Source organism: Chryseobacterium sp. PvR013, assembly GCF_017833095.1.
Lineage (GTDB): Bacteria > Bacteroidota > Bacteroidia > Flavobacteriales > Weeksellaceae > Chryseobacterium > Chryseobacterium culicis_A.
The window spans coordinates 701416-727754 of record NZ_JAFIBT010000001.1; the positions used below are offsets into that span (position 1 = coordinate 701416).

20 protein-coding genes are annotated in these 26339 nt (G+C 36.3%); 13 read left to right on the forward strand and 7 right to left on the reverse strand.

The annotated features are described in order from the left end of the window. Positions 1-60 precede the first annotated feature (60 nt). The gene (locus JOE44_RS03255; protein ID WP_209784314.1) at positions 61-717 is read right to left on the reverse strand and encodes an NAD(P)H-binding protein; all 657 of its coding nucleotides are present in this window, start codon (positions 715-717) and stop codon (positions 61-63) included. 119 nt (positions 718-836) lie between these two features. Between JOE44_RS03255 and JOE44_RS03260 the strand changes: the two genes are divergently transcribed. Beyond that, the gene (locus JOE44_RS03260; protein ID WP_209784315.1) at positions 837-1190 is read left to right on the forward strand and encodes an MmcQ/YjbR family DNA-binding protein; all 354 of its coding nucleotides are present in this window, start codon (positions 837-839) and stop codon (positions 1188-1190) included. Positions 1191-1271: 81 nt separating this feature from the next. Next, a complete protein-coding gene (locus JOE44_RS03265; RefSeq protein ID WP_245169688.1) occupies positions 1272-1763 on the forward strand; it encodes a hypothetical protein in 492 nt (163 codons plus the stop codon). A gap of 40 nt (positions 1764-1803) precedes the next feature. Here JOE44_RS03265 and JOE44_RS03270 read toward each other — a convergent pair whose 3' ends face one another. Beyond that, on the reverse strand, positions 1804-2724 hold the full coding sequence (locus JOE44_RS03270) for a bifunctional riboflavin kinase/FAD synthetase (protein ID WP_209784316.1): 921 nt from the start codon (positions 2722-2724) through the stop codon (positions 1804-1806). A 288-nt stretch (positions 2725-3012) separates the two neighbouring features. On the opposite strand from JOE44_RS03270, the gene atpD reads away from it, so the two are divergent. The 3 genes from atpD to JOE44_RS03285 all read left to right on the forward strand — a co-directional run bounded on the left by atpD (position 3013) and on the right by JOE44_RS03285 (position 5790). Next, on the forward strand, positions 3013-4521 hold the full coding sequence (atpD, locus tag JOE44_RS03275) for a F0F1 ATP synthase subunit beta (RefSeq protein ID WP_105682200.1): 1509 nt from the start codon (positions 3013-3015) through the stop codon (positions 4519-4521). A gap of 88 nt (positions 4522-4609) precedes the next feature. Then, positions 4610-4891 (forward strand): F0F1 ATP synthase subunit epsilon, encoded by a 282-nt coding sequence (locus tag JOE44_RS03280; RefSeq protein WP_103292663.1) that lies wholly within the window; start codon positions 4610-4612, stop codon positions 4889-4891. A gap of 80 nt (positions 4892-4971) precedes the next feature. Then, positions 4972-5790 carry a hypothetical protein gene (locus JOE44_RS03285; protein ID WP_209784317.1) on the forward strand — a complete coding sequence of 273 codons (819 nt, stop codon included), beginning with the start codon at positions 4972-4974 and terminating at the stop codon, positions 5788-5790. Positions 5791-6148: 358 nt separating this feature from the next. Here the strand turns inward: JOE44_RS03285 and JOE44_RS03290 are convergent, their stop codons facing one another. From JOE44_RS03290 to JOE44_RS03310, 5 genes are all read right to left on the reverse strand, one after another. Next, positions 6149-8338 (reverse strand): radical SAM protein, encoded by a 2190-nt coding sequence (locus JOE44_RS03290; RefSeq protein ID WP_209784318.1) that lies wholly within the window; start codon positions 8336-8338, stop codon positions 6149-6151. 126 nt (positions 8339-8464) lie between these two features. Continuing rightward, positions 8465-9226 carry a polymer-forming cytoskeletal protein gene (locus tag JOE44_RS03295; protein WP_209784319.1) on the reverse strand — a complete coding sequence of 254 codons (762 nt, stop codon included), beginning with the start codon at positions 9224-9226 and terminating at the stop codon, positions 8465-8467. Between the two features lie 245 nt (positions 9227-9471). Then, complete coding sequence (locus JOE44_RS03300; protein ID WP_209784320.1) at positions 9472-10350, reverse strand: DMT family transporter; 879 nt, start codon at positions 10348-10350, stop codon at positions 9472-9474. A gap of 64 nt (positions 10351-10414) precedes the next feature. Then, on the reverse strand, positions 10415-11686 hold the full coding sequence (locus tag JOE44_RS03305; RefSeq protein ID WP_209789067.1) for an aminotransferase class I/II-fold pyridoxal phosphate-dependent enzyme: 1272 nt from the start codon (positions 11684-11686) through the stop codon (positions 10415-10417). 84 nt (positions 11687-11770) lie between these two features. Beyond that, on the reverse strand, positions 11771-12808 hold the full coding sequence (locus JOE44_RS03310) for a cysteine synthase family protein (RefSeq protein WP_209784321.1): 1038 nt from the start codon (positions 12806-12808) through the stop codon (positions 11771-11773). Between the two features lie 222 nt (positions 12809-13030). Between JOE44_RS03310 and JOE44_RS03315 the strand changes: the two genes are divergently transcribed. The 8 genes from JOE44_RS03315 (at position 13031) to JOE44_RS03350 (ending at position 26328) form a co-directional block, all read left to right on the forward strand. Next, entirely contained in the window at positions 13031-16516 is a 3486-nt protein-coding gene (locus tag JOE44_RS03315; RefSeq protein WP_209784322.1) for a DUF2723 domain-containing protein, read from the forward strand. Positions 16517-16604: 88 nt separating this feature from the next. Further along, entirely contained in the window at positions 16605-18098 is a 1494-nt protein-coding gene (locus tag JOE44_RS03320) for a hypothetical protein (protein ID WP_209784323.1), read from the forward strand. Positions 18099-18236: 138 nt separating this feature from the next. Continuing rightward, a complete protein-coding gene (locus tag JOE44_RS03325) occupies positions 18237-18764 on the forward strand; it encodes a DUF1697 domain-containing protein (protein ID WP_209784324.1) in 528 nt (175 codons plus the stop codon). Positions 18765-19304: 540 nt separating this feature from the next. Beyond that, positions 19305-20114 (forward strand): 3-deoxy-8-phosphooctulonate synthase, encoded by an 810-nt coding sequence (gene kdsA, locus JOE44_RS03330; protein WP_047385197.1) that lies wholly within the window; start codon positions 19305-19307, stop codon positions 20112-20114. Positions 20115-20157: 43 nt separating this feature from the next. Beyond that, complete coding sequence (locus JOE44_RS03335) at positions 20158-22395, forward strand: TonB-dependent receptor plug domain-containing protein (protein ID WP_209784325.1); 2238 nt, start codon at positions 20158-20160, stop codon at positions 22393-22395. Between the two features lie 131 nt (positions 22396-22526). Then, entirely contained in the window at positions 22527-22907 is a 381-nt protein-coding gene (locus JOE44_RS03340; protein WP_245169689.1) for a hypothetical protein, read from the forward strand. A 119-nt stretch (positions 22908-23026) separates the two neighbouring features. Then, entirely contained in the window at positions 23027-23500 is a 474-nt protein-coding gene (locus JOE44_RS03345; RefSeq protein WP_047423157.1) for a DUF3347 domain-containing protein, read from the forward strand. An 89-nt stretch (positions 23501-23589) separates the two neighbouring features. Further along, the gene (locus JOE44_RS03350) at positions 23590-26328 is read left to right on the forward strand and encodes a multicopper oxidase domain-containing protein (protein WP_245169690.1); all 2739 of its coding nucleotides are present in this window, start codon (positions 23590-23592) and stop codon (positions 26326-26328) included. The last annotated feature ends 11 nt before the right edge of the window (positions 26329-26339 follow it).

The window sequence follows — 26339 nt, forward strand, 5'->3', positions numbered from 1 at the left end:
TTAATAATGAAGTTTCCCCTTTTAACACGAAACATATTACCTCGAATACTGCATCCCGAATTATTCATTACTCTTTTCCGCAAAACAGAAAATATTTCCCAGTTTGATACTGGAATAACCATTACTTTTTATTTTCGAAGAATTAATCATGGCCTTTGCCAGAATATCAGTCGGCAGAGGCTTCTGACTTTCCAGTAATCCCAATTTATTCGCAAATTTAATAATGCGGCTTCCCAATACTTCTCCGGTTCTTTCAGAGTCTTTTCGTTCAAGCATTCCTGGCTTAAAAATAGTAATCTTATTGAAATGCAGTTGTTTTACAGCTTCTTCCAGCTCACCTTTCATCTTGGAATAGAAAATTTTGGATTGTGGATTGGCTCCATAAGCTGATACCAGAATATAATCTTCTACTTCATTCTCTTTCGCTGCTTTCGCAAATTCATACTGATAGTCAAAATCTACTTTCTTCTGAGCTTCCTTACTTCCGGCATCCTTTAAAGTAGTTCCCAGACACGAAAATGCAACATCTCCCTTCACCATATCTTTCCATTCTTCGGGTTTTTCAAAATTCACAACATGAACTTTAAGCTTATCATTCTGAATATCGATAGGTTTTCTGACAAAAATATCCACTTCATCAAACTCTTTGTCATTCAATAGTTGATTCACCAGATCTTTTCCTGTAGCGCCTGTAGCACCTATTACCAGAGCTTTCATAATAATTGTGATTTTGTGAGATTATTTCTTTCTTAAATTTACTAAATTTGAATTAAAGATTAAAGAATTATATCATTTAATCATTACTAATTATTTACCACTCATTACTCATATTGAATATGGATGCCAACGAAATTTTAGATTACTGTCTTGCCAAAAAAGGAGTTACGGAAAGTTTTCCGTTTGATAATGAAACTCTTGTGATGAAAGTAGACACCAAAATGTTTTTACTGATGGGGCTTGAAAGACAGCCGTTAGGTGTTAATGTAAAAACAGATCCGGAGTGGAGCGCAGAGCTTCGTGAGCAATATCCTCAGATTACAGGCGCTTATCACATGAATAAGACCCACTGGAATTCTGTAACTGTTGATGGATTAAAAAGAGATTTGATCTTTAAACTGATTGACCACTCGTATGATCTGGTTTTTAAATCCCTGACCAAGAAAGCTCAGAATGAAGTGAATTCTTTATAAAAAATAAAAAAGATTGAGGTACGAAATTTGTTATCTGTTATCAGTGAAATATACATTTAATAGTAATAAAATAAAGAACAAATGAGAAATCACCTTTTATTATTCGCCGCAGCAGGAACATTAATCTTGTCAAGCTGCACCAAGCCACAAAGTAAAAGCACTACTGACAACCCAACTTCGGCTGTCTCAGCTTCTGAAACTTCTTCCGAAAATATTAAACTGGAATTTTCCGGTACAGAGAATTTTACCATTAAAAATCCAAAACTTAAAGTAAGTTTATACGGAATGGATGAAAAACTGGCTGACGCACCTGCCAGCTTAATTACGGAAAAAGAATTTGAGCAGAAATCAGTGCCATTTACCATTGATCTTCCGGTACCAAAAGATGCTGAAAGCAAGATCAATCCAAAACCTGCCGGTCCTGCAAAATATTATGTAACTATAAGCTGGGACTCTGACGGAAACGGAAAAGCAGATGAAAAAGGAGATATCTTTATTGATTACGACAAACAGTTCCCGAATGTAAAACTGAATAATGAGACTCAGAAAATCTACTTAAAAGTATTAAAATAAGCAAAAAGGCTATTCATCACTGAATAGCCTTTTTTATATCTTAAAAATTAAATTTCTCTGTTATTCTTTTATCCTCATCCAGCCTTTCAATCAACTTGTCAAGACCTTCGAATTTGATTTCATCATGAAGAAAATCTCTGAAGCTTACTGTAATCTTTTCATCATAGATATCATCATCAAAATCAAGGATATAAACTTCCACAGTGAGTTTTTCTCCGTTTACGGTTGGATTGGTTCCTACACTCAGCATTCCTTTATATTGGTTGCCTTTTACGAATACTTCTACAATATAAGCTCCTTTCTTAGGTAAAAGCTTGATGGATTCTGTTTCAATATTAGCGGTTGGATATCCGATGGTTCTTCCGATTTTCTTCCCGTGAACCACAGTTCCGGAAACAGAGTAGGTGTACCCCAGCATTTCGTTGGCCTCTTTAATATTTCCTGTTAAAAGCGCATTACGCACTTTCGTAGAACTGATATTATTTTCATGAATATTGATTGCCTCCATTTGTTCTACCTCAAAACCAAGTTCTTTCGACAGTTTTTGAAGAAGCTCAAAATTTCCACTTTTGTTTTTTCCAAAAGAATGGTCATATCCTATAATAAGGTATTTTACATTGAGTTTATCAATTAAAATCTGACGTACAAATTCTTCTCCGGTAAGATTTCTGAATTCTTCATCAAATTCTTTCAGGAACAAATTATCAATGCCATATTTCTCAACCAGCTGTTTTTTTTCTTCCAGCGTATTCAGAAGCTTTAAATCTTCATTTGGATTAAAAACAAATCTTGGATGCGGCCAAAAAGTAAGGATAGCAGTTTCCAGATTGTTTTCTGTACCTATTTTAGTCAGTTCATCGATAATACTCTTGTGCCCTAGATGCACCCCGTCAAACATACCTAAAGACAATGCTAGAGGCTTCTGTGAGGAGTAATCTGTAAAATTCTTGAAAACTTTCAAAACGGAAAAATTTTGATTGCAAATATAAAACCTTTATTTTTAATGTAACCGAGGGAATCTGAAAATTTGAAAATGAAAAATTTTGAAAAATATCCTACATTATATTATACTATAATAATGACAAACGGCTGAATTACAAATTTGCTGTTAAATATAATGATAAATATTGAATTTTACATCGTATAGCGTAAACTCATTCATCTCTTAAAAAGCATGATAAAAATCTTTTTTTTACCAATTGCGGGTTTATGAAGAATCACTATATTTGCACCAAGAAAAAATTTAGCAATGGCAAACCAAATTAAAGGTAAAATTTCTCAAATTATTGGTCCGGTAATCGACGTTGTCTTCACAGATGTGGAAGCTGTTCCAGCAATCTATGACGCGTTAGAAATTACAAAAGAAAACGGTGAAAAAGTAGTTTTAGAGGTAGAACAACATATTGGCGAAGATACAGTAAGATGTATTGCAATGGACGCTACTGATGGTCTTAAGAGAGGTCAAGACGTAATTGGATATGGAAATCCTATTATGATGCCAATCGGAGAGGCTGTAAACGGAAGACTATTCAACGTTGTTGGTGATGCTATCGACGGACTTCAAAATATTTCTAAGGATGGTGGTCTTCCAATTCACAGACCAGCTCCAAAATTTGATCAACTTTCAACTTCTGCAGAAGTTTTATTTACAGGTATTAAAGTAATCGATCTAGTTGAGCCTTATGCAAAAGGAGGTAAAATTGGATTGTTCGGTGGTGCTGGAGTAGGTAAAACAGTATTGATCCAGGAGTTGATTAACAATATTGCAAAAGGACACGGAGGTCTTTCTGTATTCGCCGGAGTAGGTGAAAGAACGAGAGAAGGAAATGACCTTTTGAGAGAGATGTTGGAATCAGGTATTATCAAGTATGGTGATGATTTCATGCACTCTATGGAAAACGGAGGTTGGGATCTTTCTAAAGTAGACTTAGAAGCTATGAAAGATTCAAAAGCTGCATTCGTTTTCGGACAGATGAACGAGCCGCCAGGTGCAAGAGCTAGAGTAGCACTTTCTGGTCTTACATTAGCTGAGTACTACAGAGATGGTGGAGAAAGCGGACAAGGTAGAGATGTACTTTTCTTCGTAGACAACATCTTCCGTTTTACACAGGCTGGTTCTGAGGTATCTGCACTTCTTGGTCGTATGCCATCAGCGGTAGGTTACCAACCAACTCTTGCTTCTGAAATGGGTGCGATGCAGGAAAGAATTACTTCAACTAAAAATGGTTCAATTACTTCAGTACAAGCGGTATACGTACCTGCAGATGACTTAACTGACCCGGCTCCTGCAACTACGTTTGCTCACTTGGATGCAACTACGGTACTTGACAGAAAGATTGCTTCATTAGGTATCTATCCAGCGGTAGATCCATTAGCTTCTACTTCAAGAATCCTTGCTCCGGAAGTTATCGGTCACGATCACTACAACTGTGCTCAAAGAGTAAAAGAAATCCTTCAAAGATATAAAGCACTTCAGGATATCATCGCAATCCTTGGTATGGAAGAACTTTCTGAGGAAGATAAATCAGTGGTTTACCGTGCAAGAAAAGTTCAGAGATTCTTATCTCAGCCTTTCCACGTAGCAGAACAGTTTACAGGTATCCCAGGATCATTGGTAGACATCAAAGATACTATCAAAGGATTCAACATGATTATGGATGGTGAATTAGATCACTTACCAGAAGCAGCTTTCAACTTGAAAGGAACCATCGAGGAAGCTATCGAAGCAGGACAAAAAATGTTAGCTGAAAACGCTTAATAATTAGACATAAAGATAAAAGATACCAGACATGAGACTTTAAGGTTGTCTGAAATCTGAAATCTGAAATCTTCAAATCTAAATTAAAATGAATATAAAAATTTTAACACCAGAATACGTAGTTTTTGAAGGAGAAGTAGACTCAGTATTATTGCCTGGAAAAAATGGTGAATTTCACATCATGAAAAACCACGCAGGAATTGTTTCTTCTTTAATCGGAGGTGATGTAAAGCTTTTTGCTAATTCTATTGATGAGGCTTTTGCTAAAAATTTCACTAAAGAAGCTGGAAAAGACTCTGTTTTTGCTTATGCTATCAAAAGCGGTGTTGTAGAATTTAATCATAATAAAGGCATTATCCTTTGTGAATAATTAAATGAAAAGCTAAATATATTTTCAAGAAAGTGTAACTTTGTGTTACACTTTTTTTTTATTTGTAAAAGTCTGATTGTATGAAGAAAGGCATAATCATATTATTTACAGTTCTGGGTGTTTTCCTCCATGCCCAGAATATCAAAACCAAGAGAGGAATTATTAATCTTGACGGTATTCCGGTAGCTAAGCTTTCCAACAAATCCAGTGAATATACTTTTATGGATCTGAAGGAAACTCCGATGTATACTATAAAATTCATTGATAAAAGTATCGTTGATTCTGTTCGCGACAGCTATATCAGTGTCAACAGGGTATATAACAGGGACAAAACCATCGAAATTGATTATTCATCACCTTCTGCATTTTCCGGGGAAGAGAGATCTGCGGTATTTACGTCAGTGAAGGATCTTAAGATCATTGATAATAAAGGAATCAATGTCAAAAACCTTGATGAGCTTTTTTCGAATGTACCCAAGAGAAAGCTGGATTCTAAAACGAAAGATGCTTATACTATCCGAAAGAAGATCGATAAGATGAATATTGAGGTTAATAAAGTGGGAGAGATCCTTAGTAATGGTGTTCCGGTAGGATATTTTACCAATTTACCTGTAAGTTTCGGTTCAGAAGAGACGATCATGGATAAAACTCCAATAGATATTGAGATCTATGATGCCAAAAGCAAGCTTATCGGAAGATATATCACGACTACAAAACAGCTGAAAACAGCTGGAGGAAAATCTTTTACCCTCTACAAGGAAATGTCAGGAAGAGCTTCTATTCTAAAATTTCCAACCTATAAAGCATTGGCAGAACGTATGGCGATTATGGATCCAAACTTTATTAAGATACAGGAAAAAGTATCTGTAGGTATTGTAACAAAAGAAACGCCTAATTAGTTTATCTGATAAAAAGGAATAGCTTATTATCAATAGAAACGGGTTTTAGCCAAAACTTATAGATATCACTTTAGTCTTTACAAACCACCCCGTCAAAAATTCTTTGAATTTTCGCCACCCCTCCGGAGGAGGGGAATATTTTGTCGGTTTATATATAGTAGTTAGAAATATGGATTTGATTCTTTCAGTATGAAAAATAGAAGATTTTATTTTCTTAAATCAAAACAAAGATCTGTGTAATCCGTGAACTCTGTGAGAGATTATAGGGTAATCAAAACACGTCTTATTTATTCAGAAAAATAAGAATTCATGGAAAATTCACCAATTTTAAAAATCCCTGAGAAAAAAATGAAAATTTTTATAAACTTAAAATGACTCCATTTTCCTTCAATTGCTGCATCGGTTTTGAAAACCAGAATAACTCAAAATCTTCAAAACTTTCCTCAAATTGATTCTTAAGTTGTTGAATAGTAGGTTTTTTTGAATTTTCAATAGCGTTTTCTTCCAGCACATTCATGAGCCATTCTGCCTTTTCCTGTTCCAGCTCAACCTTCACAATATTGGTTTTTAAGTGGAATGTAAGTAACGTATATGTACCAGAGTATTTCTTTTTATTTTTTACGCGATTCTCAGCGATTACATTTTTGGTTAAAAAGACCACTTTTGAATTTCCTTTCAGACTAAACTGCCCATCTTCCAAAAGACAGTCATGAATGTAATCCGGATGGATAGATGTTCTTGGAATTTTAAAATCAAACCATTCCTGAAGAGGGAGTTCAAAATTTACTCCATGCATATAATTGAACAGAGATTTTTTTAATCCGAAACTAAATTTGTTATGATCAATTCCTGTTTTATCTTTAAAGTCGATGTCGTTATTGGCAAACAAAATTTCCTGCTTCACCGGAACCACTCCAAAATCTTCCGGGTTTATTCCAACAGGTGAATGGGCTGTCATGGCAAACTGATGCCAGAAACCACTTTGAAGAATTCCCATCTCAAACATCTGCCGAACCATTTCCAGAGAATCAATAGTTTCCTGAACCGTTTGGGTAGGGTAGCCATACATCAGATAAGCGTGAACCATAACACCGGCTTCTGTAAAATTTCTTGTTACGTTGGCAACCTGTTCCACAGAAACTCCTTTGTCAATTAATTTCAGCAATCGGTCACTGGCCACTTCAAGTCCTCCGGAAACAGCAACGCACCCCGAAAGCTTCAGAAGATAACATAAATCACGGGTGAAACTTTTTTCAAAACGAATATTAGTCCACCAGGTAACAACAAGATTTCTTCTGAGAATTTCCAGCGCTACTTCTCTCATTAAAGCTGGTGGTGCTGCTTCATCCACAAAATGGAATCCTGTTTCCCCTGTTGTACGGATCAATTCTTCAATTCTGTCTACCAGAATTTTAGCAGAAATAGGTTCGTAGATCTTGATATAGTCTAAAGAAATATCACAGAATGTACATTTTCCCCAATAGCATCCATGCGCCATTGTCAGTTTATTCCATCTGCCATCACTCCATAAACTATGCATGGGATTGGCGATTTCGATAACAGAAATATATTGATCCAGTTTTAAATTTGTATAATCAGGCGTTCCTATTTCAGATTGTTTGAAATCGTGCCTTTTGGAATTATTCTTATAAACAACTTCATTATTTTCGATAAGAAAAGTTCTTTTAAATTCTCCTTTCTCAGCGGAAATTTCTAAATTTTGATAAAGAAGTTCCAATGGAAGTTCACCATCGTCTAAGGTAATAAAGTCAAAAAACTCAAATACTCTCTGATCTTTAACTTCTCTTAATTCCGTATTGGGAAATCCGCCTCCCATAGCCGTTTTAATATGGGGATAATGTTTTTTGATCCATTGGGCACATTTGAAACCGGCATACAGATTACCAGGAAATGGTATTGAAAAACACACCAGCTTTGGCTGAACCGTTTCTATTTTTTCCTGAAGAATTTTTAAGGTAAATGCATCGATAAATGTAGGTTCACCAGATAATTTTGAATATAATTCATCAAAAGAATTGGCACTTTTTCCAAGGCGTTCTGCATATCTGCTGAAACCAAAATCAGCATCAATATTTTCTACAATATAATCGGAAATATCTTCTAAATACAAAGTCGCCAGATGTTTGGCTTTATCCTGAAGACCCATATTTCCAAAAGCAAACTCCATATCATCCAGTTGGTTGAAGCGGGAAGCTTCGGGAAGGAAGTTCATGCTGCAGATCTGCCTTGCCAGTGTAGGTGTTTTTCCTTGTAAAAAAGGGATGACCTGATCAATAGTCTTTAAATATTCTTCCCTTAGGGCATAGATTCTCTGAGAATTTTCAGAGGTGTTCTGAAGATCAATTTCTTTATTAAAAACCTTCTGAATTCCTTCTTTTGAAAATAAATCCAAAATAACATCGATCCCCAAATCTACCTGATAGCTGGAAATATTTTTGGTATTTAAAAATCCTTTAATATAAGCCGTTGCAGGATAAGGAGTATTAAGTTGGGTAAAAGGCGGAGTAATAAGAAGCAGGTCTTTCAACAGAAATTTTTTGCAAAGTTATTCTAAAGTTTTTTTAGAAAAAAATTTTTTCTCCTGATTATAAACAGTGAAGAAAAAGTCTTTAGGATTCTGCTTTATGACCCTCTCAATGACAAAGAGTTTCTGCTAAAACAAATGAGTCGGTTTATTAAACAAAGCATCCGGAGAATTTCCGTCAATAAAATTTAAAAAAGAATCTTCATCAAAATATCCGTCTTCATCAAGGATTTCGTCTTTTAATAATCCAATTTCGCTGGGTTTCTCAAGACTTATATTTTCGATAAATTTTCCGGTCTTTCCGATTATCTCATTATGAAAACTGATTAAGTATCTGGAATATATATTTCCTTCAGCCACTGTATAATGCCCGTTTTCTGCAATGAGTGAGGTCATAATACTTCCTCCAATATAGGTTTCATTATCATTGCCCGATGCTCCGAATACTACTTTGGAGGTAACATTTCCGGAACAGTACAGTGAACCGTTCACAATAATATTTTCTGCCTGTATATTCCCTGTAACAATAAGGACAATGTAATCTTCAACAAACAATTTTTTGGATAAGTGAAGGTTACCTTCTATAAGAATGATTTTATAACCTTCATCTTCACGGGTAACCAGTTCAAGAGATGGGTTGTTCTCATTCTCTATAAGAATAATTTCAGGAGCATCATCTTCATTATTGATGTGAAGGGAAGCGTCCTTTAACTTTTCAGCGGTTTCATCATCCAGCATTTCGAGAAATTCGGCAAGACTTTCTTCATCTAAAGCGCTTTCATTGAAAAAATTATTTTCCAGAGCTTCATGGGTGATGTTGTATAAGTTTTCTGATTTCTCTTTAATTCTATTATATAATTGATCTTTAGTAAGTTTCTGTAATTCTTTCATAGGCTTTTATAATAAATGTATATATCTGTTATAGAAGGGGAACACCTATCAATAGACAGCTGCAATATAGTCAGATAAATTTTGTTATACCAGAGGCCGGAAGGGATTATTGAATATTTTTTTCAATCACACCAATAGATATGAATGGTTACTTTTTAATCAGATTGTATGATCTTATTTATATCATTTTTGAAATTTCCTGCCGAGTAAAAAAATGCTGGTACTAAAGAATTCCAAAGTATAATTTATGCGTGGTTCAGGTTTTTACGATCCGTAATTACATTTAAAGTCACTCCCAATAGGATTAGTGTTATCCCGATCAATAAGTTATTGGTGAATTTTTCATGAAATATCAAGACACTGATTAATACTGCTACTACCGGTTCCAAAGCACCCAGGATTGCAACAGGCGTAGAACCTATATATTTAATGGCATACACCAGACAAAGACTGGAGATAACTGTAGTGAGAAATGCAAAAATAAGGAAACTTAAAAAGACAGACATTGAAGGAATAGCAAATGATTCGTGTCCGATCATTGCTTTTGTCATGAAAAACATGGAAGTGAAAAACATGGAAAAAAAAGTAAGCTTAAATCCTGATACTTTCAGATTTGACTTGTTCACAATAACCATATAAAGTGCATAAAAAAGAGAACTTAGCATTACAATTCCTAAACCTGCAAAATTAATTTCTAATCCGTTTCCTTTTAAGCATAAAACAATAACTCCTGCAAAGGCAAGAAGTAATGAAAATACTGAGAGCCGGGTAAGCCTTTCCTTATAAAAGAAAAACATAATCAAGGCTACAATGACTGGATATATAAACAGTACGGTAGATGCTATCCCTGGAGTCAGAAAATCATAACCCAGAAACAGAAACTCTGAAGAAAGCGCATAGCATATTCCCAGAATAGCCAATATAAGGGTTTCTTTTTTATTGAGCCTGAAATTTTGCCGGGAATAAATCAGATAACCACCCACCATTAAAGCTGAAAAGAAAAACCTGTAAAACAAGGTTATATCCATAGAAAAGTGCGCCTGTTTGACAGGCAGAATAAAAATCGGAATCAGACCATAAGAAACAGCCGACAGAATTCCCAACGTGTAACCTCTAAGTTTCATTTGCTTTATAGTTATTAAACAAAAAAGCCACTGAATCAATCAGTGGCTTTTTTTATTTTTAAGATTAAATTGGTTTAAAACTTAATCCTTGTTCCTGCAGTAATTTTTGTTCCTGCTCTTTGTAGTAGCCACCTACTAATTTGTCATGAATTGCTTCAAACGCTGCCAGAGTTTCGTTGATCTCTGAATCCGTATGGGAAGCGGTAGGAATCAGTCTTAAAAGAATCATCCCCTTCGGAATGACCGGATATACCACTACAGAAGTGAAAATACCGTAATTCTCTCTTAAATCTTTTACCAATAGAGTAGCCTCTACCGGAGTTCCCTGCATCATTACCGGAGTTACACAAGTATTTGTATCTCCAATGTTGAATCCTCTTTCTTTAAGTCCGTTTTGAAGTTTGTAAACATTCTCCCAAAGTTTAGCTTTGATCTCAGGTCTTGTTCTCAATAGCTCCAGTCTTTTCAATCCTCCGATTACCATTGGCATTGTAAGAGATTTTGCGAAGATTTGTGATCTCAGGTTGAATTTCAGATATCTGATGATTTCTTTGTCACCCGCAAGGAATGCTCCGAAACCTGCCATTGATTTAGCAAAAGTAGAGAAATATACATCAATCTGATCGTTACAATCCTGCTCTTCACCTACACCGGCACCTGTTTTACCAAGTGTCCCGAAACCATGAGCATCATCTACCAATAATCTGAACTGGTATTTTGATTTAAGATCACAAATTTCTTTAATTTTCCCCTGCTGACCTCTCATTCCGAAAACTCCTTCCGTAATCACAAGAATACCTCCTCCAGTTTCTTCAGCTACCTTAGTTGCTCTCTGAAGGTTTTTCTCAAGACTTTCCATATCGTTATGCTTGTAGGTAAATCTTTTACCGGCATGAAGTCTTACTCCATCCACGATGCAGGCATGAGAATCCATATCATAAACAATAACATCATTTCTGCTTACCAAAGCATCAATGGTAGAAACCATTCCCTGGTAACCGAAATTCAATAAGTATGCTGATTCTTTTTGTACGAAGTCTGCCAATTCTCTTTCCAGCTGAAGGTGCTGATCTGTTTCTCCAGACATTGCTCTTGCTCCCATTGGATAGAACATTCCGTATTCTGCAGCCGCTTTTGCATCTGCTTCAATAACTTCAGGATGATTACACAGCCCTAAATAGTCATTAGCACTCCAGAAAATTACTTCTCTACCCTGAAACTGCATTCTAGGGCCGATGGGTCCCTCTAATCTTGGGAAAATAAAATAGCCTTCACCATAATCTGCAAATTGTCCAAGTGGTCCTGGATTTTCTTTTATTCTTTCAAAAATATCCAACATTGTATCGTAATTTTTAAGTAAAAAAGCCTTTTTTGTCAGAATACGCAAAAGGCTTTATTTGTATCGTGATTTTATTCGTTCTTATTTGATAAACTCAGTTTTGAAAACTTCGTCATAGTTGTGAACACAGTTGTTGACAAATCCCTGTTCGGCCATCCATTTATCACTGTATACTTTAGTGATGTATCGGGAGCCATGGTCAGGATATATTAAAACAACCACGTCATTTTCTGTAAGCTCATGAGACTGGGCATACTGCATTAATCCCTGTGTTACAGCTCCGGTAGTATAGCCGCCCATAATAGCTTCTTTCAAAGCAATTTCGCGGGTTCTGTACGCGGACATTTCATCATTTACCCTTACAAACTCATCCACCTTGTCAAAAAGCAGGGCAGAAGGGATCAGGTTTTTACCCATTCCTTCAATCTGATAAGGATGTACATCTTCTTTGTGTATTTCTCCTGTTTCGTGATAGCTTTTAAGGATAGAACCATCTGCATCTACACCGATGATTTTGATATCGGGGTTCTTTTCTTTTAAAAACTTGGCAGAACCAGACAGCGTACCCCCTGTTCCGGTGCAGGCAAAAAGGTGAGTGATCTTACCTTTCGTCTGTTCCCAGATCTCAGGACCTGTAGTCTGATAGTGTGCATCAATATTAAGCTCGTTAAAATATTGATTGATGTAAATAGAATTAGGAGTTTCCTGAGCGATTCTTTTAGCTACTTCATAGTATGATCTCGGATCATCAGCCGGTACATTGGCCGGGCATATATACACCACAGCACCCAACGCTTTCAGATAAGCAATTTTTTCCGGTTTTGTTTTATCACTTACTGCAAGAATACATTTATATCCCTTAATGATACATACCATCGCAATAGAAAACCCCGTATTACCGGAAGTAGTTTCTACAACTACAGAATCTTCTTTTAAAAGGCCTTTCTTTTCTGCGTTCTCTATAATATGAAGTGCAATTCGGTCTTTAGTGGAATGTCCAGGATTATATGATTCTAACTTGGCGTAAACGGTTGCTGGAATATCTTTTGTAACAGTATTTAGCTTCACCATCGGAGTGTGTCCTATCAGGCCAAGAATATTATCGTAAACATTACTCATTATTTGTTATTTTCAATAAAAATCTGACTGCAAAAATACAAAAAAATAAATAATTACTAAACTTTTGTTTGATTTCTAGGGCATAGTTTGTAAAAAAAAATTTTAGTATTTTCAGTTTTGACAGCAGTATAATCGCAAATACTACGCCAAATTTTTTAAATTTTGTTAAAACCCGCATAAAATAAGATAAAAGCCTTATTTTCGCATAATTGATTTAATACTATGAAAAATTGGACTTTTAGGCAATGGAACACCGTTTCAGGATGGGTGGTTTTCGTTATTGCTTTTTTCACGTACTTGTCCACCATAGAACCCAATTTCAGTTTTTGGGATTGTGGCGAGTACATTTCTTCTGCAGTAAAACTTGAAGTAACGCATGCTCCCGGAGCTGCTTTATTCCAGATAGTGGGTGCCGTGGCAGCCATTTTTGCATTAGGGAAAGGCGAAAACTATTCTATCGTGATCAACGCGATGTCTGCATTGTTCAGTGCGCTGACTATTTTATTTTTGTTCTGGACGATCACACACTTTGTGAGAAGACTTCTAAACAAAGATTTTGAAGAAATTACAAAACATCAGGAAATCTCTATTTTATTTGCCGGAGCAATAGGAGCACTTTGCTTTACGTTCTCAGATACATTCTGGTTTTCGGCAGTAGAAGGAGAGGTTTACTCTATGGCTTCAATGTTTATCGCGCTTTTGGTCTGGTTGATTACCAAATGGGAGAATGAGTATAAAGCGGGAGACAGTGAAAGATGGATTATTCTTATTTTCTTTGTTTTAGGACTTTCTGTGGGAGTGCATATGATGTGTATGCTGGCGATTCCTGCAGTGTGTTTGGTTTACTATGCAAGAAATTACAAATTTACCTGGAAAAACTTTATCTGGGCAAACCTTATTACACTGGGGATTTTGATTATTGTTTTCAAAATTATCTTCCCTTTAATTATGACCATGTTCGGAAGACTTGAAATTTTCTTCGTGAATGGTCTTGGACTTCCTTTCCACTCCGGAACGATTGTAGCTTTTGTGCTGATGGTAGCCATCTGCTATTTCTTAATTAAGTATGCAAGAAAAGCCAAAAGAAACATTTATCAGACCGCTGCATTATCTGTCGTTTTCATGATGATCGGATTCTCTTGCTGGATGGTTATTCCTATCAGAGCCAATGCAAATCCACCAATGAACCTTAATGATCCGGATACGGCTATTGGTATGCTGGATTATTATAACAGAGAGCAGTATGGTGACTGGCCTACAATCTACGGGCAAAACTACACGGCATTCCTTGATGCTAACGGAATTGAGAAGAATGAAGACGGAAGTTTTAAAACACAAAAAACCGGAGAGATCTACGAAAAAGATGAAAAAACCGGAACGTACAGAAAAACCGGAGACCGCTTCAACTATGTATTCAACAAGTCTCAGGTAAGCTTAATGCCAAGAATGTTTAATGAGGATAAGGATGTAATGGCGAACTATATTTCTATGTATGGGGCTCCTGATTTTACCTTCAATTATGCTAACGAAGATGTGGCAGACAATCCACAGGCTAAGCAGATCTTTGATGAGCTGAGAGCAAAATATGAAGATAAATCCATCACTGCTTCAGATTATCTGAAAGTAAAACCTTATAACTTAATCAATGTTCAGAAGCCTTCATTACTTCAGAATATGGATTACTTTATTACTTTCCAGAACGGATACTACTTTGTAAGATATCTGATGTGGAACTTCGTAGGAAGACAGAATGATCTTGAAGGAAATATGGAGAGCACAAAAGGAAACTGGATTTCCGGAATTCCTTTCATCGATAATGCTGTAGTTGGAAATCAGGATAAAATGCCTGCTAAATTCAAGAATGAAAGTACAGTGAAATTCTTCTTCCTTCCGTTAATCCTAGGTTTGATTGGATTCTTTTTCCAGTTAAACAGAGACTTCGGAAGATTCTATGCCCTATTATCTTTATTTATTTTAACAAGTGTAGGAATTGTTTTCTATACAGGGGTAAAACCTTTTGAACCGAGAGAAAGAGATTATGCAATGGTAGGTTCATTCTATGCATTTGCCATCTGGATTGGTTTGGGAGCCGGAGCAATCTTATGGTTCTTACAGTCTAAAATAAAATCAAACGGGGCGAACATCGCTTTAGGAGTGGTTTTATTAGGTGTTCCTTTCATGATGGGCTTCCAGAACTACAATGTTCATGACAGAAGCAACAGATATACGGCTTATGATTATGCATATTCCGTTTTAAAATCATTACCGAAAAACGATATCCTTTTCGTGTACGGCGATAATGATACTTATCCGGTTTGGGCTATTCAGGAAACAGAGCAGTTCAGAGACGATGTGAAGGTGGTAAACTTTACCCTTGCTTCAACACCATGGAATCTGGATCAGGTAAAAAGAAGAACTTACAACGCTATGGGTATTCCTAGCGAGTTGACACACGATGATTACAGAGATGGAGTAAATGACCAGATCTATATGATGAAGAAGGAAGATTGGGAAGGTGTTTTCTCTATGTTGAAAGAACAGGGAGCTCCGGAAACAGAATTCCAGTCTTTCAGAAAATATCTTACTCAGGATTCTTTAACATTGAAACAAGCGATTGAATTCATTAAATTCAAATCTCCTGAAAAAGACGAATTATTAAAAATGTACTTCGGGGAAGAGAAATTTGAAAAATATAATATCCTTCCGGTAAACAAATTTATTCTTCCTGTCAATAAAGAAAATGCTCTAAAAGCAGGCATCATCAATAAAGAAGATCTTCCAAACGTAGCCAATCAGATTATGATTACTTACAAAGGAAACACGCTTTATAAGAACAACCTTATCCTGATGGATCTTTTGGCGAACTTCGACTGGAAGCGTCCAATCAACTTCTCATCAGGAGGTATTTATGACAGCGAAAATATTTTCTATCTGAACGATTACCTTCAGTTTGACGGATTCAGTTACAGGTTAATCCCTATCCAAACGCCTCCAACGGCAGATGGTGATATGGGAAGAGTAGATGCTAATTCTCTTTATAATGTAGTGAAAAGCTTCAGATGGGGGAACTTCAAAAACTTAAATGCCCATTTTGATGAAACGGCTACTTCCAATATCATCAGCTACAGAATGTCAGCAAGCAGAGCGGCTTCCGCACTTGCATTAAGCGGACAGAAAGCTAAAGCAATAGAAATTCTGGATCTTGCGGCAAAAGAAATTCCTGCAGAGAAATATAATGATCCTCGTTCGTTAAGTTCAATTGTATCGGGATACATTATTGCAGGCCAGGAGCAGAAAGGTCTTCAGATTGCTGAAGTACTTAAAAAAGGAATCTTTGAAGAGTATGATTATTATTTAAGCCTTTCCAAAGCAGACCAAAGCTACCTGAGAAGACAAATGAGAACAAAACCTATGGAATATTCTCTTGTTGTTTCAGCAGTAACAGATGCTTATACTAAGATCGGACAGAAAGAAAAAGCGTATGCTTATCTGGTAAAATCCATAGAGCCGATTGATAAGAAGTTCAATGTATTTATCAAAGATCTTCAGGAAATGGGCAGAGATAAGGCGATGAAAGAGTCTGAAAATGTTCAGCAGATCACGCCATTCTACCAGTACTTATTTGATGTCATGGAGCCTTATGATTCCACTTATTCAAAAGAAAAGGAAAATCAAATTACCACTGCGATTATCAAAGCAACAAAATAAAATACTTTAAAACGGAACTTCGGTTCCGTTTTTTTATTATTGGGAATCCTGAATTTTAAGGTTATATTTGTGAAAGTAAAAATACATAATGTCCGAAACACAAAATAGCAAATTCCCAATCTATGCCGTAATAGCTACGGTTCTTTTTAAACTTCTTTTTTTATTAACGCACTATATTCAGGAAGATGCATTTATTACCTGGAGGGTTGCCCAGAACCTGTTGGACTATGGAGTAATCGGCTTCAACGGAGATACTAAGATTTCTGCTTCTACAACCCATCTGTATGTCTTTGTATCTTATATTTTCAACCTTGTTTTTGGAAAAGAAAACTTTATTGAACCTCTTTTGATTTTCAATTCCATCCTGTTTACGATAGGAACTTTATTGCTTTCTCATCTGGTTCTTAAAAATCCCTGGCATAAAGCTATCTTTATATTTCTGATCGGTATTTTGCCGCCATCTATTAAGATTTCAATTCTCGGAATGGAGTACGGAATTCTGTTTTTCCTCGAGATGGCATTGTTGTATTATGGTTTCCATAAAGGAAAAAAATGGGTACTGACACTTCTTCCCGTTTTAATCATGTTTACAAGAATTGATACGGTAATATTCCTGGGAATTGTCTTTCTTGTAGATCTGTTCTGGAATAAAAAGATCAGTTGGAATTATATTTTTGGGGGAGCTCTTGGAGTCTTAGCTACGGTTGCTTTCAACTGGTTTTACTTTGGCGAACTGGTTAATAATACCATTACAGCAAAAAAACTTCTTTATAGCGAGAACTTTACGATCCAGCAGCATATCGGATATTTTTTCAAAAGCTTCGGAAACTTCTGGGGAATGCTGAAAGTTCCGGGAGATTTTAATCCTCTCACCATTGTAGTCTTGATTTTTGAACTGCTTTGCTTTATTTATCTCATCAGACAACGAGAGAAGCGAAACTACTTTTTGTGGATTATTTTTCTTTTCGGATGGGCAAAACAAATGATCTTTATTTCTCAGAAAAGCTTGTTCGACTGGTATTACTGGGTGCCACAGCTTTTGCTTTTTGTTCCTATTCTTATTTTTGTATTGGAACAGAAAGAAAAGAGAAATCTATGGCTGTCATTACTGATTATATTTTATATTTTCCCAATGCTTGTTTTCCAGACTGTTCACTGTATTGCAACAGGAAACGGGGAATGGAACTACCGCAGAACAATTGGTACATTTTTACATCAATATGAAAAAGATAAAAATCAATGGATCTTGCTTGAACCAGCTGGTTATGTTCCTTATTTTTCAGGATTAAAAACGATTGATGAGGTTGGATTGGTAGATAAGCAAATTCAGGAAGAGATTAAAAAGGACAAAGTAAATTACTGGATCAATACCGTAAAGACAAGAAAGCCTAAATATCTTCTTTCTTACCAGAATCTGTACGAAGGAAATACGGCAAATTCAGAATATTATAAAACCCATTATAGGCTTTTGAAAGAATTCAGAGTGAAAGATCATCTGAAAAGTGACAATAAGATTTTAGAAAAAATTTACCACCTGAAACCTTCAGGAACAGACTATAATTTGTACATTAGAATTGATTAAAAGATTGAAAAATTTAAGCATTTAAAGATAAAAAAATAAGAAGTTCTTATAACTTTTTCACTCTCAAACTCTCAAACTCTCAAACTCTCAAACTCTCAAACTGACAACCTATTACCTAAAACCTAATCCCTGAAAAAAATGAAATACTGTGCTTTTCTCCGCGGCGTCAACGTAAAAGGAACCAATATGAAAATGGCTGATGTCTGCCAGGTTTTTAAAGATGCCGGAATGAAAGACGTGAGTTCAATACTGGCTTCCGGAAATATTGTATTTTCTTCCGATAAAAAGACTCAGGATTTAAAAGTGATTCTGGAAAAGGCAATGTCAGAACATTTTTCTTATGAAGCCTTTTTGTTTGTAAAATCTCAGGAAGAAACTGAGGTGTTCTGGAACAGTATTCCTTTTGAAAAGAATGATGAACTTCATATTTATGGTTTTGTAGGAATTCCAGGGGTGGAAAAAGTTCTGATGGAGGAGTTTCAGAAAGCTGCACAGGCAGAAAATGAAAAGGCAGAGATTATCAATGATATATTTTACTGGCAGGTGCCGAAGGGCAATACCTTAGATTCTACCTTTGGAAAAGTACTGGGTAAAAAAAGTCTTAAAGATCAGTTTACCAGCAGGAATGTGAATACGTTTGAGAAGGTTTTGAAAAAGATGAATTAAAATATTTTCTGCTTATTTTAGGTTTTGGCTAAAGCCAATTGAGTATTTTATTTTTATTAAACGGGCTAAAGCCCGTTCCTATTGAATTCTTATGGATTAAATGTAATAGGTTAGCCCACAGATTGCACAGATTTGCACAGACTTTTTTATAAGGAATGAATAAAATGCATGGTTGTGATTCCGTAGGAATCTATTCTATAGTAAAAATTTAATGAACAATTCATTAAAGAAAACATTGTATTCAAGTTTTCCATCTTAACTTTCCCTAAACCCTAAACCCTAAACCCTAAACCCTAAACCCTAAACCCTAAACCCTAAACCCTAAACCCTAAACCCTAAACCCTAAACCCTAAACCCTAAACCCTAAACCCTAAACCCTAAACCCTAAACCCTAAACCCTAAACCCTAAACCCTAAACCCTAAACCCTAAACCCTAAACCCTAAACCCTAAACCCTAAACCCTAAACCCTAAACCCTACAAATAATTTCCATTTGTGAAACTTTCTCAGTATTTTTACTGAACTTTTTAATTACAACAAAATGATTCAGTATTTAGATAATATTTCGCACAAAGATTCAAAGAACTTTTTCCTTATTGCCGGACCTTGTATTATTGAAGGGGAAGATATGGCATTAAGAATTGCTGAAAAAGTAATCAATATCACAGATAAATATAATATTCCTTATATTTTCAAAGGAAGTTTCAAAAAAGCAAACAGAAGCCGTGTAGATTCTTTCACAACTATTGGTGAAGAGAAATCTCTTGAAATCCTTAAAAAAGTAGGAGAGACGTTCAATATTCCTACAACAACAGACATTCATGAAAATGAACATGCAGCGCTGGCAGCACAATATGTAGATGTTCTGCAGATTCCAGCATTCCTTGTACGTCAAACTGATTTATTAATCGCAGCAGCAAAAACAGGAAAATGTGTTACCCTGAAAAAAGGACAGTTCCTTTCACCGGAAGCCATGAAGTTTGCTGTTCAGAAAGTGACTGATTCTGATAACCAGAAGGTAGCCATTATTGAAAGAGGGAATTCTTTCGGATATACAGACCTTATCGTGGATTACAGAGGAATTCCTACGATGAGAGAATATGCTCCTGTAATTTTAGATGTTACCCACTCTCTGCAGCAGCCTAATCAGAACTCAGGGGTTACAGGTGGAAGACCGGATCTTATTGAAACCGTTGCCAAAGCAGGAATTGCAGTAGGTGCAGACGGAATTTTCATAGAAACACACCCTACACCGGAAACGGCTTTATCTGATGGTGCCAACATGTTAAGATTAGATTTATTAGAAGATTTGTTACAAAAATTGACAAGAATTAGAGAATCGATTTTGTAATTGTTAAAAAAACATTAATTTTAGAAATTCTAAAACATTTCTTTTGAAAAAACTAGTTTTACCGCTAAGCCTTATGGTCCCGTTTCTGATTTTCTCCCAACAAAGAAAAAAGGATACAGCGACCACTAGAGTAACCGATATAGAGGAAGTTGTCTTCCAGAAAAAAGCAACAGGAAGAACCAATGACCTTACCAACGTAAGAATTTCAGCGAAAGAAGCGAAATCAGTAGCTTCTATTAATGGAGGAATTGAAGGATTGCTTAAAACACTACCTTCCGTAAACTCCAATACCGAGCTGTCTTCACAATATATGGTTCGTGGTGGAAACTATGACGAAAACCTTATCTACATTAATGATATTGAGATCTACAGACCTTTCCTGATCAGAAATTCTCAACAGGAGGGAATGAGTATTATCAATCCGGATATGGTTTCTGCAGTGAATTTTTCTGCAGGTGGATTTGAAGCCAAGTATGGTGATAAAATGTCTTCTGCTTTAAATATTTATTACCGTGAACCTGAAAAATTTGAACTTTCGGGAGAGGCCAGTTTAATTGGAGGTAGATTAACAACAGGTCTGGCTTCCAAAAATAAAAAATTTACAGCCCTATTTTCCGGTAGATACAGAAATACCAATCTTGTTCTTAACACCTTAAAAGAAGATACGGATTTTAATCCAACGTATTGGGATTTCCAGTCTTATCTGAATTATCACGTGAGTGATAAATTCACGATGTCATTCATCGGATATTATTCCAAGAATGATTATGAGATGATTCCAAGAGCAAAAAGTGTTACGTTCGGAAGTCTTCAGCAGCCTATTACGGTGAATATAGGCTATGGAGGTAAAGAAAATGACCAGTATAAAAATATGATGGGTACATTTTCCATGAACTATAAGCCAACAGATAAATGGAAGCTTACATTGGATGCCTTTGCCTATCAGAACAGAGAAAGAGAATATTATACAATACAGTCTGCGTATGAGCTTCAGACCTTTGATCCTGTGACACAGCAGCCTGTGACATCTTTTGATGTTGGAGGTCAGATTGAGCATGCAAGAAATGATTTATTTGTAAGAACATACGGAACACAGTTCAGAGCGAAATTTTCTCCTAATGTAAATACTGATTTTGAGTTTGGATTTAAATATGAAAAAGAAAATCTGAAAGATCTTACCAATGAATGGAAATTGGTAGATTCTGCAGGATACAGCATCCCGAGGCCGGAAGTGATTGATCCGAGAACCGGAACTACTGGAGATCTTAAACTTGCTTACTATATTGCCGGACAAAATAATATTGAACCTACAAGGCTTTCTGCCTATGCACAGTATTCACAAAAGTTCTACTGGGGAGCCAGTAAAGTATTCGTGAATGCGGGAGTGCGTGTAGCCAACTGGAGTTTTAATAAAGAAACAATATTCTCTCCAAGAGCTCAGTTCGCCATTAAACCGGATTGGGACAGCGATATGTTATTCAAAATTTCAGGGGGAATCTATTATCAGTCTCCTTTCTATAAAGAGATTAAAGATTTAGACGGTAATTTTAACTCTAATATAAAATCGCAGCGTTCTATCCAGGTGATTCTTGCCAACGATTATGAGTTCCAGATGTATGACAGACCCTTTAAGCTGACTACGGAACTTTATTATAAGAAAATGGATAACCTGATTCCATATTATATGGATAATGTAAGGATTCGTTATTCAGGGCAGAATAATTCCAAAGGATATGCCTACGGTATTGATACAAGATTATTCGGAGAATTTGTGCCAGGTGTAGATTCATGGTTATCTGCGAGTTATGCAAGAGTGTATGAGAATATCGATGGAAGGGGAGATATTCCGAGACCTACAGATCAGAGATTGAGATTTGCTATGTTCTACCAGGATTATATGCCAAGCTTTCCGTCTATGCGCGTGAATCTTACTTTGGTCTATGCTATGGGATTGCCGACAGGCGCTCCTGTGCTATTCAACAGTAACGGGCAGCCGGATTTTAATGCAGCTTATAATTATCAGCAGACGCTTCCTTCTTATAAAAGAGTAGATTTGGGACTGACAAAAGTATTCATTGATCCGAAAGAAAAAAATAAGAGATCAGGATTCTGGGGTAATTTTGAGGAGCTGACATTAGGAGTTCAGGTTTTCAACGCATTCAACATCAACAACACGGTAGCGAACCAATGGATCACTGATTATAACAGTAATTATATGTATCCTGTTCCGGTACGTCTTACAGGACGTTTCTTTAATGTGAAACTGGAATTCAAGCTATAGAATTGAAATCAAAAAATACAATAAAAGCTTTCGGAAATTTTCGGAAGCTTTTTTATTTACCCGAATTTTATAACAACATTACCAAATTTTATAACAAAGGTATCAGAGATATTTTTATCTTTGTCCTATCAATGAAAAAGATTCTTGCCATATTGTTTTCTATTTTCTACTTCGGGTTTTCTTCCGGAGCAGCTTTTAGCATTCATTATTGCATGAAGGAATTTGTTTCTGTAAGCCAGAAAACAGATGGTATCTGTGCTAAATGCGGTGTTAAAGACAAAAAAGGATGCTGCAAAACAGAGATCAAAGTAGTAAAAGTAGATGATTCCCAGAAATCAGATTTGCTTAAAATTGATTTTTTAGGCCATATTTCAGAAATTCCTGTGGAACATCAGTTTGCTGTTATTGATAAGTCTTTTTCAGCAACCAAATTCACTCAAATCCAGATCAATGCACCGCCTGAATACCAGCCGGTCCCAATCTACATCAATCATTGTAATTTTAGAATTTAGAATCCGTCTGTCGTTTTCTGTATCATTACCATGTACAGTTACAGGCGACATGTCCTGACGCATATTCCTGATGCGTTACCATTATTCTTTATTAAAAATTAATTCTAAAATTTAAAACAATGAAAAAATATATCATCACAGCAGCCTTATCTATATTCTCAGTTATCTCACTATCAGCACAATCTAAAAAGGATGCTCAGGTTTCTAAGCTGTATCAGAACTATATCGCAATCAAATCAGCACTCGCTTCAGATGATGCTGACAAAACTTCAAAAGCTGCAACAGAATTCATTAAAACAGCTTCCACCATTGACTATAAAATGGTTTCGGAAGGGAATCTTAATGTTCTTAGAAAAGATGCTTCTGTTATTTCCGAAGCAAGAAATGTTACTGCCCAAAGAGAAACTTTCCTCAACCTTTCAGACAATATGATCGCTTTAACCAAGGAGTTCAAACTTTCTGAAAATCCAGTTTATGTACAATATTGCCCAATGGCAGATGGCAGCTGGTTGAGCGATGAAAAACAGATTGCTAACCCATACTACGGAAAGTCTATGCTTTCATGCGGAAGCGTAAAGTCAGAGATTAAATAATTAGTCTATTATTCTTTAAAATAATAAGTTGTATAGCTTAAGTTATAATTGACTTTAAGTTTTACAACTTCTAAAAACTTTGAAATATTATGAAAAAACTGATAATGTTTCTGGTGCTGTTATTCTCTGTTTTTACTTTCGCACAAAATACAAAAACGTATTATACCTGTCCGATGCACGCTGAAGTGGTGTCCTCAAAACCTGGGGACTGCCCGAAATGCGGAATGACTCTGGTTAAAAAGGCAGCCGTTGTAAAGCCGGAAGCGAGACCTGCAGCTAAAACAGAAACCAAGGCAAAACCTGCAGAAATAAAAATAAATAAGGCAAATAAAGCAAAAGAAACAACTAAGGTTGAGCAAACAAAAGTAATAAAGCCTTCTGTTCAGCCAGAAAAAAAAGTTGTATCATCAGCTAAAGCTGAAACTACTTATACATGCCCGATGCATCCTGAAGTAGTTTCGGATAAACCGGGAAAATGTCCTAAATGCGGGATGGATCTGATAGAGAAAGAAGATCATTCCCATTCGCAGACTGAAAGTCCCAAAGAAGAAAAATCTGTTTTAAAACGTAACTCCGAAAACGGAAGAATTACTTTCGGTGGGAAAACGGTTCGTTATGATCTGTATGTAAAAGACACCATTGTCAATTTCACCGGAAAAAACAGGAGAGCAATTGCGATCAACGGGAAACTTCAGGCTCCTACTTTATATTTCACTGAAGGAGATACTGCCGAAATTTACCTGCACAATATGCTTAAGGAAAATACCGGATTGCACTGGCATGGAGTAATTCTTCCGAATGAACATGACGGAGTTCCATACCTTACGACAAAACCTGTAACGCCTGGAGAAACCCACTTATATAAATTCAGAGTTTCCCAAAATGGGACATATTGGTATCATTCCCACGAAGCACTTCAGGAGCAGATAGGAATGAATGGAATTTTGGTTTTCAAAAAAAGAGAAGGTGAACCCAAAACAGAATATAATGCAGAGATTCCGGTATTGCTGGGAGATTGGAGTGATGATGATCCGATGCAGATTGCAAGAAGGCTTCACATGGCCAATACAGATTGGTATGCTGTAAAGAAAAATGCAGTACAGAGTTACTGGGAAGCCATTAAGTCCGGAAATTTAGGGACAAAAGCATTGAATGAATGGAAAAGAATGGAGGCGATGGATGTGAGTGATGTCTATTATGATAAATTCCTGATCAATGGAACTCCAAGTTCAGATTATTCCAATCTAAAGCCTGGAGACAAAGTAAGATTAAGAGTGGCCAACGGAGGTTCATCTACCTATTTCTGGCTGAATTACGGAGGCGGAAAGATAAAAGTAGTCGGAAATGATGGAAATGATGTAGTTCCGACAGAAGTTGACCGTTTGATTGTTGGGGTTTCAGAAACCTATGATATTGAAGTCACGATTCCGGAGAATAAAAGTTTTGAATTCAGAGCGACTTCAGAAGACAGAATAGGACATGCTTCCCTTTGGCTGGGTTCAGGTGAGAAGGTAGAAGCTCCCAATCTTCCAAGGCTGATGCTTTTTGAAGGAATGAAAATGATGAACGGTATGATGGAAATGAGCGGAAATATGAAGCCTATGACCATGACGATGGGAAACCAGATGATGGATATGAACGAAGTAATGTACCCGGAATTATCTGAAAATCAAAGAAAAACTACAGCAAAGCATATCAATGAGATGATGGGAGTGAAGACGAAAAAAGATAAGAAAGAGGATCATTCTCAACATTCAGGAATGGATATGGGAGTAGAGAAAACCATTAAAAGATTGTCTTACAATATTTTAAAATCTCCTGAAAAAACCATTCTTCCTACAGACAGCATCCGTGAAATGAAATTTACGCTTGAGGGGAATATGAACCATTATCTGTGGACGCTGGATAATAAAACCGTAACGGAAACAGATAAAATCCTGATCAAAAAAGGAGAGATTGTCAGAATTAAACTATATAATAATTCTATGATGCGCCACCCGATGCACCTTCACGGTCATGATTTCAGATTGATCAATTCAAAAGGGGAATATTCTCCATTGAAAAATGTGGTAGATATCATGCCAATGGAAACCGTAACGATAGAATTCGCTGCCAATCAGGATGGTGACTGGTTTTTCCACTGCCATATCTTATACCATATGATGGCAGGAATGGGAAGAATCTTCAGTTATGAAAACTCTAAACCCAATCCACAGCTTCCGAACAGAAAATTAGCCTGGAAGAACTTTATACAGGATAATAAAATGACCAGTTCTATGGCGATGCTGGATGTAGCAAGCAATAAGATCCATGCAGAAACGATGACGATGTTCGGGCCGAGATGGGCTAACCTGAATGAGTTTCACTCCAACTGGAATTTTGATCATTTTGAAGGAAGTGCAAAAGTAGGACGCTTCTTAGGAAAATTCCAATGGGCGCTTCCTTATGCAGGAGTCAGGGTTCAAAAAAATCACGAGATCATGGAAAGGCAGATGGCAGAAGATATGGGTATGGATTTTCATGGTAAAAAAACATGGTTTGGACAGCAGAAAGCTTCTAAAAACAAATTTGCATTCATGGTAGGTATGCAATATGTACTTCCGATGTTGATTACAGCTGATGCAAGTGTGGATCAAAACGGAAAAGTACTGTTAGAACTGAGCCGTGAGGATATTCCACTTTCAAGAAGACTGAGAGGAAACTTCAGCGTCAATTCTGACGGTGAATTCTCAACAGGAATGAGGTATATTCTTCAAAAATGGTTATCCGTTTCCGGAAACTATGATAATGAAATGGGCTGGGGTGCAGGTGTTACTTTAACGTATTAATTTTTTTAACC